General features: G+C 62.9%; 6 protein-coding genes, 3 tRNA genes and 5 pseudogenes. 4 read left to right on the top strand and 10 right to left on the bottom strand.

What is annotated here, in order from left to right; all coding sequences use genetic code 11:
* Positions 1-246 precede the first annotated feature (246 nt).
* The 3 genes from LN139_RS17620 to LN139_RS17610 all read left to right on the top strand — a co-directional run bounded on the left by LN139_RS17620 (position 247) and on the right by LN139_RS17610 (position 483).
* Positions 247-322: transfer RNA gene (locus LN139_RS17620), tRNA-Asn, on the top strand.
* Positions 323-325: 3 nt separating this feature from the next.
* A tRNA-Pro gene (locus LN139_RS17615) sits at positions 326-402 on the top strand.
* A 5-nt stretch (positions 403-407) separates the two neighbouring features.
* A tRNA-Lys gene (locus LN139_RS17610) sits at positions 408-483 on the top strand.
* A 49-nt stretch (positions 484-532) separates the two neighbouring features.
* Here LN139_RS17610 and LN139_RS17605 read toward each other — a convergent pair.
* The 7 genes and pseudogenes from LN139_RS17605 to LN139_RS17575 form a co-directional block, all read right to left on the bottom strand.
* Positions 533-1,174 (bottom strand): alpha/beta hydrolase, encoded by a 642-nt coding sequence (locus LN139_RS17605; RefSeq protein WP_236355400.1) that lies wholly within the window; start codon positions 1,172-1,174, stop codon positions 533-535.
* Positions 1,159-1,428: a hypothetical protein gene (locus LN139_RS17600; RefSeq protein ID WP_236355399.1), complete on the bottom strand. Its 270-nt coding sequence runs from the start codon at positions 1,426-1,428 to the stop codon at positions 1,159-1,161. Before LN139_RS17600 ends, LN139_RS17605 begins: the two co-directional genes overlap by 16 nt.
* Entirely contained in the window at positions 1,429-2,364 is a 936-nt protein-coding gene (choX, locus tag LN139_RS17595) for a choline ABC transporter substrate-binding protein (protein WP_236355398.1), read from the bottom strand.
* Positions 2,365-2,528: 164 nt separating this feature from the next.
* Entirely contained in the window at positions 2,529-5,165 is a 2,637-nt protein-coding gene (locus LN139_RS17590; protein ID WP_236355397.1) for a hypothetical protein, read from the bottom strand.
* A gap of 272 nt (positions 5,166-5,437) precedes the next feature.
* Positions 5,438-5,782 (bottom strand): annotated as a pseudogene (locus LN139_RS17585) (YkgJ family cysteine cluster protein); the annotation flags it as partial.
* A gap of 93 nt (positions 5,783-5,875) precedes the next feature.
* A pseudogene (locus LN139_RS17580) lies at positions 5,876-7,319 on the bottom strand (SulP family inorganic anion transporter).
* A 142-nt stretch (positions 7,320-7,461) separates the two neighbouring features.
* Positions 7,462-8,272, bottom strand: a pseudogene (locus tag LN139_RS17575) (NAD-dependent epimerase/dehydratase family protein).
* A gap of 197 nt (positions 8,273-8,469) precedes the next feature.
* Between LN139_RS17575 and LN139_RS17570 the strand changes: the two are divergent.
* Positions 8,470-9,654 carry an amino acid aminotransferase gene (locus tag LN139_RS17570; RefSeq protein ID WP_236355396.1) on the top strand — a complete coding sequence of 395 codons (1,185 nt, stop codon included), beginning with the start codon at positions 8,470-8,472 and terminating at the stop codon, positions 9,652-9,654.
* Between the two features lie 124 nt (positions 9,655-9,778).
* Here LN139_RS17570 and LN139_RS17565 read toward each other — a convergent pair whose 3' ends face one another.
* From LN139_RS17565 to LN139_RS17555, 3 genes and pseudogenes are all read right to left on the bottom strand, one after another.
* Positions 9,779-10,798, bottom strand: a complete 1,020-nt coding sequence (locus LN139_RS17565) for a branched-chain amino acid aminotransferase (RefSeq protein WP_236355395.1) — start codon at positions 10,796-10,798, stop codon at positions 9,779-9,781.
* A 171-nt stretch (positions 10,799-10,969) separates the two neighbouring features.
* Positions 10,970-12,273 (bottom strand): annotated as a pseudogene (locus tag LN139_RS17560) (NAD(P)/FAD-dependent oxidoreductase).
* A 338-nt stretch (positions 12,274-12,611) separates the two neighbouring features.
* A pseudogene (locus LN139_RS17555) lies at positions 12,612-13,242 on the bottom strand (DUF1780 domain-containing protein).
* Between the last annotated feature and the right edge of the window lie 72 nt (positions 13,243-13,314).

Raw genomic sequence — 13,314 nt, 5'->3', positions numbered from 1 at the left:
AGTTTTGCATTTTTCGCGAACCGGTTTTAGAATGCGCCCCGCTGTCACAGTGGGGCTGTTTCAAAAGCTCCGGGCTTCGTAGAAAAGAATTGGCAAAACAGCCAGTTAAATGAAAACGAGGTGTTGACAGCGAAGTTTGAAGGTGTAGAATGGCGCGCCTCAACGATGCGAACGCAACAGCGTAAACGAGTCGAAGGGTTCATCGCTTTGTACCAACAAGCTTTGAAGTAGTACCGAGTAAGTCGTTCCGCGATAGCTCAGTCGGTAGAGCAAATGACTGTTAATCATTGGGTCCCTGGTTCGAGTCCAGGTCGCGGAGCCAATTCGGGGTGTAGCGCAGTCCGGTAGCGCGCCTGCTTTGGGAGCAGGATGTCAGGAGTTCGAATCCCCTCACCCCGACCATTTTTGGGTCGTTAGCTCAGTTGGTAGAGCAGTTGGCTTTTAACCAATTGGTCGTAGGTTCGAATCCTACACGACCCACCATATAACGAAGAGGCCCCGCTAATGCGGGGCCTTTTTGTTTCTAGCGGTTCTATATCCAGTGCGTCAGCACGTGCCGCACCAATGCCTGGCGCCATTCCCTCACGCACGGGTCGTCCGTTGCCCTGAGCGCGCCATGCAGCAAGCCGGGCCCCTCGACCAGCACGCCGCCCGTGCGCTGTGCGTAGCGCACTCCGTCATCGTACAAAGGGTCGTGTTCCGCGACCGCTACCCATGCCGCTGGCAGGCCGCTCAGGTCGGGGGCGAGCAACGGCAGCGCGAAGGGTAAAACTCGTTGCGCTTCATCAGGCAGGTAAGCCGCCATGCACGCCTGCACATCGGCTGCACTCAGCATGGGCGCATAGGCTTTCGCCTGCCACGAGCCTTCACCGCCAGGCCCCAACAGTGGATAGATCAGAGCCTGGGCGCGCGGTTGCGGCCCAGCCTGGCCGCGTAAAGCCAGGCAAAGTGCCGCAGCCAGGTTACCGCCTGCACTGTCGCCGGCCACTGCCAGCCGCGAGCAGTCGATGCCTTCTGCCTGTGCCAACCAGCGCCACGCCCACAGGGTATCTTCCAGGGCCGCCGGATAAGGTGCCTCCGGCGCCAACCGATAATTCACTGCGACCACCTGAGCGTCAAGCTCAAGCGCCAGTGGCCGGCAGATGAAATCGTGGGAGTTCAAGTCGCCGACCATCCAGCCCCCCCGTGCAGGTACAGCAACGTGGGCCAACCTGCCGGCGGCCGAGGGCCAATGGGGCGGTAGCAGCGCAAGGTCGGGTGGCCGGGCGCGAGCACGTCTTGCTCCTCCAGGCCGGTTGGGGCAGGAGGCGTGAACGCTGCGGCCATGCGCGAGTAGGCCGCGCGCTCCTCTGCAAGGCTGGCGCCGGCGGGGCAGGCGTGGGCCATTGTTTTGGCCACCAGCGCCTGCATTCCGGGGCTGAGCTTCATCTACTTGAGCGCAGCCTGCATCGCAGGCAAAGCATCCTTGCCGTCACGGGTTGTAACGCCCTTCAGCCAAGGCTCCAGTGCTGATGGATTGGCCTTGAGCCAGGTTTTGGCAGCCTGCTCCGGCGCAGTGCGCTCCAGGATCGGCGCCATCACCGCGCTCACTTGGCCCGAGGTGAAGCTCAGGTTGTGCAACAGCTTGCCGACGTTCGGGCAGCGCTGGTCATAACCGGCGGCGGTCATGACCGACACGGTAGCGGCGCCTTCGTCAGGGCCGAAGGCGTCCTGGCTGCCGGTGAGGTAAACCATGTCGATCTGCAGGTTCATCGGGTGCGGCTTCCAGCCAAAGAACACCACCCATTCCTTGCGCGACACCGCACGCTTGACCGCCGTGAGCATGCCCGCCTCACTGGACTCCACCAACTGGAAGCCTTTGAGGCCAAAACGGTCCTGAGCGATCATCTCCCCTGTAATACGGTTGGCGCCGCTGCCTGGCTCGATCACATAGAGTTTGCCGCCGAGCTTTTCCTTGAATCTGGCGATGTCGTCGAAGGTTTTCAGGCCTGCGTCGTAGGCATAGCGGGGCACCGCGAAGGTGGACTGCGCATCGCCCAGTGCAGCGGGGCTGTAGACCTCGATCTGTTTTTTCTCAAGGTAAGGCTTGGCGACCGATTGCATGGTCGGCTGCCAGTACCCCAGAAACGTGTCGAGCTTGTTGTCGGCCATGCTGCCCAGAATGATCTGCTGCGAAGCTGTCGTCTGCTTGACCTCATACCCCAGGCTCTGCAGCACTACTTGCGTCATGGCGCTGGTGGCGATCACGTCGGTCCAGTTCACTGCGCCCAGGCGCACGTTGCTGCACTCGGCAGGCTCGGCCGCCCACAATCCACTGCTGGCCAGCATCAGTGCGGCGCAGGCGGTGAGTTTCATCGCTTTCATAGGGTGCCCTCGGTTTTCGTTATAGGAATGGCAGGCGAGGGTCAGGCTAGCAGGGGTGTGGCGGGGCAATCGCACTGTGGCGACCGAATCTGCCAAGGTAACGACACGCAGGCGAAGAGGGAATGTGCCAGGCCCAGCCTGAGCTGGGCGCTGGCGGTGGGAGGTCAGTAGTTGGCGTTGGGGTTGCCGACGTCTATGTAGCCGTTTTCCGGCGCGATGATCACATCGAGCGGTGGTGGCGTGACGCCGAAGCCTTTGAACTGGTCTGCCAGCCCGCTGTACCACTTCTGTTCCTGCTTGTTGCGGGCGTCATCGGCCTTGATGCTGGCGACGATGGCGTAGATCAGCCCGCCCACGGCCGCGATGCCGCCAACGGCGCCCGCCACGGCACCTGCTGCCCCGCCGATCAGCCCTGCCGCTTCGGCGACACCGGTTGCCACTGTGGTGATACGCGGCACCACGTAGGTGGCGACTTCAAGAGCGCCCGCGACTGCAGAGATGCCGTTCAGGCCGGCAAACGTGCCCTGGAAACCTGCCGCGACCTTGTCACCCTTGGCGGCCGAATCTTTCGCTGAGATGGCGCCGGTCACCAGCCCAAGTATGTTGCCCGCCACGCCGCCCACGCTCTTGCCGACGTTTTCCACATCCTTCACGTATTTGGGCGCGTTGAATTTGTAGTCACCCTGCTGCGTGCGGTCGAACTGGTCCTGCACGAACTTGGCCCCGCCTTCCAGGAACAGGCCCGCCGCCTGGAACGACTGGCCGACGGTTTGAGCAGTGCTGCCGCCCTGGCCGTTGGCCATGCGCACGCCGATGGCCCCGGCCAGCAGCGCACCCGAGGCGATGTGCATCACGCCGGCCTTGTAGGTATCGCTGACCCCCGACGGCAGCTTGCCGCCCCAGGTTTTCTCGACCTTCTTGATCGCGTCATCGTACTTGGCGCCGCCGCGGATGGCGTCCTCGACATTGCGAATGGCGCTGATCACATCGGCGGTCTTGGGCGCTTCCTTGCCCGGCTCGGCGAGATTGGCGATGTTGTCTTCGATGACCTGGGCCAGGCGCGGGTCGTCCGCGCCGGTCACGCCCAGGCCGCGGTAGAGGTCATCCATGCTTTTGTCTTTCAGCACGTCGTCGCGGCCTATCTTGGCCACGGCGTTGAAGAACTTCTCGGTGCCTTCCTGCTTGGTCTTGTCGTCGACCACGGCGTCGTACACCGCTTTGTTCACCGCCGACTGGATCACTGCCTTCTTGGGATCGGTACCGCCATCGCTCAGGCTCTGGATTTCCTTGCCGGAGGTAATGTTGTCGTAGCCTTCCTTTACCTTGTCCTTGATGCTCTGCGGCGCATTCTCGAGGGCCTTCTTGTAATCAGGCTGTTTGCCAAGGGCCTGGGCATAAAAGTCGGGGTACTGGATGAAGTTGCTCAGCGCTTCGTTGGTGCTGACCGGTTTGCCATCCTTGCCTTTGGCGGCGAAGGCCTGCTCCAGGGCGGTGGTGCTGGAGCTGGCGGTGAGGCGGCGCTCAAGCTCGGCTTTCAGGGCCGGGTCTTTGTTCACCAGCTTCTGCAGCGCCTCGGTGCCCTTGGTGTTGAGGAAGGCCTGGACGTCCTTGTCCTGGCTGAGCTTGTCGATCTTGCCCTGCACGTTGTCGATGAAGTCCTTACGCTGCTGGCCCGGCGAGGGGCCTTCGCCTTCCCAGGTGTTGGACGCGTTGGGGCCTGTGTCGTGAAAGGCATCCTGGCCGGCCTTGAAATTGGCCAGGCCCTCGGACAGCTGGATGATGGCGGCAGCCTTGTCGGCGCCGCTCGCGCTGCTGGTACCGTCCTTGAAATATTGCTCGCCCACTTTCGAAGCGTCGCCGCCGGCATCCTTGACCGCCTGCTCGGTCGAGCGCGCATTGAGGTCCTTGATCTGGTCGTCGGTGCTGCCGCCGTCCAGGCCCTTGAGCGACTCGTAGCCATATCTGCCGAAGTCCTGCAGGCGGCCGGCTTCGGTGCCGTGGCGGGCTTCACCGCTTTTGGTGAAGCCGTCGATGCGGCCGTTGCCTACGTCGCCGCCACTGACCTTCTTGCCTTGCTCGTTGTAGTTTTCCACGTAGTTGAGCACCTGGACCGCGCGCCAGGTGGCGTCGGCATCGTGCTCGAAATCACCGACACGTTCCTTGAGCTTGTCTTTCACCCCGCTCTGATTGCCCAGGTTCTTGAGCAGCGGGTTGGCATCGATGATCTGCTGTGCCGAGCGCTTGTCGTTGTCAGGGCGCGCTTCGCCAGGCAGGGGCAAGTGGTTGGAGGGCGCATCGCCTTTGGGTGCTTGCTTGGGCTGGGTGCTGGGCAGGTCGCCTTTCAGAAAGCCGTAGCCATATTTACCGAAATCCTGCAGGCGCCCGGCCTCGGTGCCGTGGCGGGCTTCACCACTTTTGGTGAAACCGTCGACCTTGCCATTGCCGGCCTCGTTGCGCTCGGAGATCTTGCGCGTAATCAGCTTGCCGTTTTCGTCGAGCTTTTCGATGTGCTCCAGCACCTGCGTGGCTCGATAGGCGGCATCCGGGTCTTTCTCGAAATCGCCGACGCGCTCCTTGAGCTTGTCCTTGACGCCACTCTGGTTGCCCAGATTTTTCAGCAGCGGGCTATCGTCGATGATCTGTTGGGCGCTGCGGTAGTCGCCTTCGGGGCGTTTCTGATTGGGGCCGAATGCGTTGTCGTCGTGTTGCTGCCCGTCCTTATCTACCGCCTTGTTCACGGCGCTGTTCCAGAGCGGGTTGTCCTTGGGATTATTGATGCCGTCGACCGGGGTGACCTGCATGGCAGTCCTCCTGTAAGCACCCGCTGGCCTGACTGCCTGGCTAGAACGCAGGGGGCGGGCTCGCAGCAGTGCGAGCCAGGTGAGAATGGAGGAGCCATTCTCTGACACAACTCGCAACACTTTCATGACGGCAGGATGACGCGACGGCTTTAACTCGGCTGTTGAGGCGGCTCGAAGGGGTCTGCCTCGGCCGCGAGCGCAATCAGCCCGCCAGGGTCAGCCAAGGTGCCCAGCAATACGGGCTCTGCAAGTGCTCCATCGCTGGCAGCCAGGTGCGTATCGGCCGGGAACAGTGGCGGCAGGCCATGGATGGAGCGGGCGCGGTCGCAGGCCTCGTTCGGGACGCCTTCGTACCACGCTGCCTCGAACTCGCGGCAGGTGCTCGAGCGCTGGCCGTAGATGCCGCAACTGACCTGCTCTCCGATCTTGCCCAGCAGCGCTGTGCAACGGGGCGGTTTGGTGTCGGTGCCGCACATGGCCACCAGCGTGGGGCTGATCTGGGTGGTCAGCTCATCAGGCACCGGGCCACCGGCCGAGGCGCACTCGCCCCGATAGAAGGACACACGAAAAGACCCGCAGCAGGCGCCGCAGGTCAGGCATGGATTCGGTTCGGACATAGTGGCGAGAAGCCGGAGGGGTAGGGTCGAAGGTCCGGCTATCTTAGACAAAGGCGGCGATTTGAGAAGAGGGCCGCCTTGAAATATTTCACTTCAAACCGCCACCCCGGCCCGGTGCAGCAGTTCGCGGCAGCGTTGCGACAGGTGCGTAAGCTGCACCTGCTTGCCGGCCTTGGCATAGCGGCCCAGCAAGCCCTCCAGTGCAGCGATCGCTGAGTGGTCTGCCAGGCGCAGATGGCCGCAGTCGATGATTACGCGTTGTGGATCGCTGGCGGGGTCGAACAGCGCCTGGAACTGCGTGGTCGAGGCGAAGAACAACGTGCCGCGCGGGGTATAGAGGCGCGCGCCGGTGTCATCGTCGTGGCTTTCGGCATGGATATCCCGCGCATGCTGCCAGGCAAAGTTCAGCGCCGCGATCACGATGCCGCACAGCACCGCCGTGGCGAGGTCGGTGAACACGGTGATGACGGTCACCGCCACGATCACCAGCGCATCGTTGCGCGGCACCTTGCCCAGCACTCGCAGCGAGCCCCAGGCGAAAGTCTGCTGGGCAACCACGAACATCACCCCCACCAGCGCGGCCAGCGGGATGCGCTCGATCAAAGGCGACAGGAACAGCACGAACAGCAGGATCATCACCCCACTGGTGATGCCCGACAACCGGCTACGGCCGCCCGAACTCAGGTTGATCACCGTTTGCCCGATCATTGCGCAGCCGCCCATGGCACCGAACAGGCCGCAGGCCATGTTCGCCGCGCCCAGGGCCAGGCACTCGCGATTGGGCTGGCCGCGGGTTTCGGTGATTTCGTCGGTGAGGTTGAAGGTGAGCAGGGTTTCCAGCAGGCCCACCAGCGCCATCAGCACCGCATAGGGCAGGATGATGCGTAGTGTCTCGAAGTTCCAGGGCACCTGTGGCAGGTGAAAGCTGGGCAGGCCACCGGCGATGTGCGCCATGTCACCGAGGGTTTTGGTGGGCAACTGCAACAGTTGCGTCAGCACACCTACACCGACGATCGCCACCAGCGCCGGCGGCACGGCGCGAGTGAGCCGCGGCAGCAGCCAGACCACCGCCATGGTCAACGCCACCAGAGCCAGCATGGTCAGCAGCGGGGTGCCGCTAAGCCAGTGCTCGCCATTGCGAAAATGCTCAAGCTGCGCCAGCGCGATGATGATCGCCAGGCCGTTGACGAACCCCAGCATCACCGGGTGCGGCACCATGCGTACCAGCTTGCCCAGGCGCAGTGCGCCGAACAGCAGCATCAGCACGCCGCTGAGCAAGGTAGTTGCCAGCAGATATTCCACCCCGTGCTGCACCACCAGCGCCACGATCACCACGGCCATCGAACCGGCAGCGCCGGAAATCATGCCCGGCCGGCCTCCGGAACAGCGCGGTGAGGGTGCAGATGATGAAAGCCCCGTACAGGCCCATCAGCGGGTTGACCTGAGCTACCAGAGCGAAGGCGATGCATTCGGGTACCAGTGCAAACGATGACGTCAGCCCCGCAAGGATGTTTTGACGTACTGCAGTGAAATTCATACCACTCCTTCTTTACAGCCCAAACGCCCTCCGCAGCCCGCGAGCATCGCTCGCGGGCCGGGGAGGTGATCTGGATTGGGGTTTTGCGCGGCACTGGACGTGCCTGAAGTGCGGTAATGATATGAAATAGTTAGCTTGCTGGCTACCCTTCGAAGGGCCCCGCCACGACGAACGCACCGCCCTGGTAAACCCGCAATGGGTCATCGGCGGCCGGCTGCGGCTGCGCCATCACCTGTGCGCGGAAGGGTTCGGAACTGTCTTGTGGCTGGTAGCCCAAGTGTGCAGCCAGGCGGTTGTCCCACCAGCTGCCAGCGTTGGCCGATGCGCCGTAAACCACCGTGTGGCCGATGGCTTCGCAGAACAGCCCGCGTTCCACCAGTTGGGTGAGGTCGTCGTAGCTCAGCCAGGTGCTGAGCATGCGCACGTTCTGCGGCTCGGGGAAGGAGGAGCCGATGCGGATGCTCAGGGTCTCGATGCCGTAACGGTCGAAATAGAACGTCGCCAGGTCTTCGCCGAAGGACTTGGATAGCCCGTAGTAGCTGTCGGGGCGGCGTGGGCTTGCGGCGTCGAGGGTTTCGCTCTGCTTGTGAAAACCGATCACGTGGTTGGAGCTGGCGAAGATCACCCGCTTGACGCCGTGCCGGCGCGCCGCTTCGTAGAGGTGATAGGTGCCGCAGATATTCAGGGCCTAGAACAGTTTCGAAGCTGTGTTCGGTAGAGACGCCACCGAAGTGCACGATGGCATTACAGCCGGCCACCAACTCGTCTACAGCCTGTTTGTCGGCCAGATCACAGCGGCGCAACTCTTGCGCAGGGTTAACCGCGTCGGGCATCGGCGCGATGTCCGACAAGCGCAGCACGGTTGCAAAGGGTTTGAGGCGTTCGCGCAGGATCTGGCCCAGGCCGCCAGCGGCTCCGGTCAGCAGAATACGGTGAAAGGAAGGCTGTGACATAAGGGTCTCGGCTGCTTATTGTAGGTTGTCGTACGACTTGTGATGCCGATACTGAGATGCCGCAGCCGGCCTGTCAATGGGCGAGCAATCTTTGCAAACAGTGCCCGGCTTTACGCCGCTTGACGCTGTGAAGGGCCTGTGGGGTAATCACCGGCTCAGGCCCGGGTGGCCTCGTTTATCGATCACAAGAGGTGTGTATGTTCGAACATTTGCCCCTGTACGCCGGCGACCCGATCCTGGGGTTGATGGGGGAGTTCGCCGAGGACCCGCGGCCGAACAAGGTCAACCTTGGTGTGGGCATCTATTACGACGAAGCCGGGCTTATCCCGCTGCTGCCGTCGGTGCGTGAAGCCGAAGACGCGCTGGTGGCCGAACATACCCCGCGCACCTACTTGCCGCAGGAGGGCTCGGCGGCCTATCGCAAGGTGGTGGCTGAACTGCTGTTCGCTGGCAGCGTGCTGCCCACCCACGGCGTGGCGGTCATCCAGACCGTTGGCGGCTCCGGCGCACTCAAGGTGGGTGCCGACCTGCTCAAAAGCGCCTGGCCCGATTCCGCCGTGTGGGTCTCGGACCCTACCTGGGACAACCACCTGGGCATCTTCCAAGGGGCGGGTTTCGAGGTAAAACGCTACCCGTACTTCCACCCGCAAACCCGCCGCTTCGATTTCGACGGTGCGCTGGCTGCCTTCCAGGCCCTGCCGGCCAAGGCTATCGTGCTGCTGCACCCGTGCTGCCACAACCCCACCGGCGTGCAACCCACCCGCGAGCAATGGCTGCCGCTGCTCGATGCACTGCAGGCCCGTGACGCCATCGCCTTTCTCGACATCGCCTATCAGGGTTTTGGCGACGGCCTGGACGACGACGCGTGGCTGGTTCGCGAGTGCGCCCGCCGCGGCATGCAATTTCTGGTCTCCAGCTCGTTCTCCAAAACCTTCTCGCTCTATGGCGAGCGCGTTGGCGCGCTGAGCCTGCACACCGTCAAGGCGGACGTGGACCGTGTGTTCGGGCAAATGAAGCTGAACGTGCGCCGCAACTATTCGAGCCCGCCCATGTTCGGCGCCACGCTGGTTGCGAAGGTGCTGGGCGATGCGCGATTGAATCAGCAATGGCAGGGTGAGCTGGCCGAAATGCGCGAGCGCATCACCGCCATGCGCGCGGCGTTGGTGCAAGGCCTGAAAGCCCGTTTGCCGGATCGTGATTTCGACTTCCTCGCTCATCAGCAAGGCATGTTCGCCTACACCGGCCTATCGGCTGAGCAAGTGCGCACGCTCAAGGCTGAGCATGGCGTCTATGCGGTGGAAACCGGGCGCATCTGCATTGCGGGCCTGAACCACTCGAACCTGGACCAGGTTATCGAGGCGTTTGCCCAGGTTATGGGATAAACGGTTAGCGGCAAGCTGCAAGCTGCTAGCTGCAAGTTAAAAGCAAAAAGCAGATTTTCGTTTGGGCGAAAATCTGCTTTTTCTTGGAGCTTGGAGCTTGGAGCTTGGAGCTTGCAGCTCGCCTTTAAACCTTGATGACCCAACCGGCCGGGCCTTCGACTTCACCGAACTGGATGCCGGTCAGCTCCTTGTAGAGCTTCTGGGTAACCGGGCCGACCTCGGTTTCGCTGTGGAACACATGCAGCTTGCCATTGTGCTGGATGCCGCCGATGGGCGAGATCACCGCGGCAGTGCCGCAAGCGCCGGCCTCGACGAAGCGGTCGAGGTTGTCGATGTGTACGTCGTCTTCGATCACGGTCAGGCCCAGGCGGGTCTGCGCCAGCTCCATCAACGACAGGCGAGTGATGCCTGGCAGCACGGAGGCAGATTTGGGTGTGACGAATTCATTATTGGCTGTGATGCCGAAGAAGTTGGCCGAGCCGACTTCCTCGATCTTGCTGTGGGTGGCCGGGTCGAGGTAGATGCAGTCGGCGAAGTGCGCCTGCTTGGCTTCAGCGCCCGGCATCAGGCTGGCGGCATAGTTGCCACCGACCTTGGCAGCGCCGGTGCCGTTGGGCGCGGCGCGGTCGTAGCCGGAGATCGAGAAGTTGTGCGGCTTCATGCCGCCCTTGAAGTAAGGGCCGACCGGCACGCAGAACACCGAGAAAATGAATTCGGGAGCGGTGCGCACGCCGATGTTGTCGCCGACGCCGATCACGAAGGGGCGCAGGTACAGCGCGCCGCCTTTGCCGTAGGGCGGGATGAAGCGTTCGTTGGCCTTGACCACCTGTTTGCAGGCGTCGATGAACATTTCGGTAGGCACTTGGGGCATCAGCAGGCGGCCGCAGCTGCGTGCCATGCGCAGGGCATTCTGGTCAGGGCGGAACAGGTTGATCGAACCGTCCTTGGCGCGATAGGCCTTCAGGCCTTCGAAGCATTGCTGGCCGTAGTGCAGGGCAGTGGAGCCTTCGGCGATGTGCAGCTTGTTGTCTTCGGTGAGCACGCCCGGCTGCCAGGCGCCATCACGCCAGTAGGCCAGGTAGCGCAGGTCGGTCTTGATGTAGTCGAAACCCAGTGTGTCCCAATTGATGCTTTCGTTGCCCATGACGCCCTCGAATGCTGATGGCGGCCGCGAGTGGGTGCGGCTACCGAAGTTCACCCAGTGATAATAATGATTTCTGCGGATTTGTCCGAGGCTTTGCGCGCAAAGTTGATCGTCGGCGCACAGGTTCGATGGGGCCAACCGCATTGCACGGCCGGCCCTTTGCTTGCCTAATCAGTGCAGCTTCAGGCGCGGCTCGGTGCCACGGCCCAGGCGGCTGCCGAGCATGCTCATCAAGGTGCGGAACGGGCCGTACAGCGCCACCTGGTGCATGCGGTACAACGACACGTAGAACATCCGCGCCAACCAGCCCTCCAGCATCACGCTACCGGTCAGGTTGCCCATCAGATTGCCCACCGCCGAAAAGCGCGACAACGACACCAGCGAGCCGTAGTCCTTGTAGCGATATTCCGACAGAGGCGCGGTGCTGCCAGCCAAGCGCGCCTTGAGTGTTTCACCAGCAGCGATGCCTGCTGGTGCGCTGCTTGCGCGCGCGGTGGTACGTTGCGGTCGGTGCCCGGTTGTGGGCAGGCCGCGCAATCCCCGAAGGCGAAGATATTGTCGTCAAGCGTGGTCTGCAGCGTTGGGCGCACCACCAGCTGGTTGATGCGGTTGGTTTCGAGCCCTGCGATGTCCTGCAAAAAGCCCGGAGCGCGGATGCCGGCCGCCCACACTTTCATCACCGCCGGGATCACCGTGCCGTCCTGGGTTTTCAGGTGGTCGGCAGTGACTTCGCTGACTGCTGCCCCCAGCATCACCGTAACTCCGAGTTTCTCCAGGGTGCGGTGCACCGGCGTGCCGATGCGTTCCGGCAACGCTGGCAGCACCCGCGGGCCGGCTTCGATCACCGTGATGCGCAGGTTCTCGGGTTTGATCCGGCCCAGGCCATAGGCCGCCAGCTCATGAGCCGCATTGTGCAGCTCAGCTGCCAGCTCGACGCCGGTCGCGCCTGCGCCGACGATGGCCACGTTGATTTCACCCTCATGCGCTTCAGGCTCGGCGTGGGCCCGCAGGTAAGCATTGAGCAGTTGCTGGTGGAAACGCTCGGCCTGCTTGCGGGTGTCGAGGAACAGGCAATGCTCGGCCGCGCCTTGAGTGCCGAAATCATTGGTGGTGCTGCCCACCGCGATCACCAGTGTGTCGTAGGCGATGCTGCGCTCAGGCACCAGCTCGGCGCCTTGCTCATCGAGGGCCTGCTCCAGCGTGATGGTGCGGGCGTCACGGTCCAGCGCGCGCATGCGCCCCAGCTGGAACTCGAAGTGGTTCCACTTGGCTTGCGCGACGTAGTTCAGCTCGTCGGCGTAGGAGTTCAGCGAGCCGGCGGCCACCTCGTGCAGCAGCGGCTTCCAGATATGGGTGAGGTTCGCGTCGACCAGGGTGACCTTGGCCTTGCCCTGTTTACCGACGCTCTTGCCCAGGCGGGTCGCCAGTTCCAGGCCGCCGGCGCCGCCGCCAACGATCACGATGCGATGTGTCATGGAGATATCTCATAAGGTTGGGAAAGCGGGCAGCCACCCTCGCCGCGAGCGCAAGGCAGCTCGAGCAGGGCAAGGGGGCAGAAAGTCGGGAAGCACGCGGCCGACACCTGCCCGGCCGTGCGATCGCGCGGCGCATGAGGGGGAGGGTAGGCACAGTTGGCATCTTTTCAGGTGACCGCGAGCGGAAACGATGGAGCTTCAGATGCAGGAAAAGCTACAGGGTTCACTGACGGGGATCAATTGCTGGCTCGGAAATATATCCGCAGTGGCACAGGGCCACAGTTTTGTCCGGTGGGAGGCCGGCTCGCCGGGCGACGTGCCTTACTCCAGGGCTCCCATTACAGCGTAATCCCCACATCAAAAATCAAACTGCGCCCAAGATTGGCCCTTAGAAAATCCGGCGCATCCGGATGCGCATACAGCACCCGCACGAACGTCGGCCCCACCAGCGACAGCGACCGCCAACCCTGGCGCAGGTACTCGGTGGGCGCCGGGAAGTGACTGTTCAAATCCAGCACTTCCCGCTTCAGGCTGGCGAACGCCACCAGGTCCAGCTCGGACAGGTCGATCCCCCGCTCATGGTAACTGGCTGCCTTCTTGCGCAGGGTTCGGCCCGAGCCGCTGAAGCAAATCCTTGGCACGAATGCGCCGCGGCCGTGCCTGGCGCTGAACCAGCTGGCTGAGCGACAGCGCGCTGCGCCGGCGTGTCAGCTCCTCGCGCCATTCGTCGTTCAGCCGCCGGCCATGGTCGAGCACGAAGAACACCTCGAAACGCGCCTCGCGAAACGACACGTCCGGGGGCTCCTGCCCGGCCGGCATGAACTCCTCGCCGCGATAGCTGAGGTTCAGGCCTTGCAGCAAGCGCTGGCACACCCAGCGCTCCCGCTCCCACTTGCGCGCATTGGAAAGAAACGCATTGGCCTGTTCGGCCTGGTCGGTGAGCAGGCGCAGGTAGTCGATGTCGTCCATAAGGCCGGCCTCGGCGCGGGAACTTCAAAAGGTTCGATCACCTGAGGCTAGCAGCTAAATCATGAAGCAGTG

The sequence above is a fragment of the Pseudomonas sp. KNUC1026 genome, from assembly GCF_021650705.1.
GTDB lineage: Bacteria > Pseudomonadota > Gammaproteobacteria > Pseudomonadales > Pseudomonadaceae > Aquipseudomonas.
The sequence above is the reverse complement of the archived record's forward strand: the minus strand, read 5'-3'. Positions and strand labels throughout refer to the sequence as shown.

What these genes read in the sequence shown, in the direction of transcription:
- LN139_RS17605 (WP_236355400.1), bottom strand. Translation starts at nt 1,174, where the DNA reads ATGGTCGGCGACTTGAACTCCCACGATTTCATCTGCCGGCCACTGGCG.
- LN139_RS17600 (WP_236355399.1), bottom strand. Translation starts at nt 1,428, where the DNA reads ATGAAGCTCAGCCCCGGAATGCAGGCGCTGGTGGCCAAAACAATGGCC.
- choX (WP_236355398.1), bottom strand. Translation starts at nt 2,364, where the DNA reads ATGAAAGCGATGAAACTCACCGCCTGCGCCGCACTGATGCTGGCCAGC.
- LN139_RS17590 (WP_236355397.1), bottom strand. Translation starts at nt 5,165, where the DNA reads ATGCAGGTCACCCCGGTCGACGGCATCAATAATCCCAAGGACAACCCG.
- LN139_RS17570 (WP_236355396.1), top strand. Translation starts at nt 8,470, where the DNA reads ATGTTCGAACATTTGCCCCTGTACGCCGGCGACCCGATCCTGGGGTTG.
- LN139_RS17565 (WP_236355395.1), bottom strand. Translation starts at nt 10,798, where the DNA reads ATGGGCAACGAAAGCATCAATTGGGACACACTGGGTTTCGACTACATC.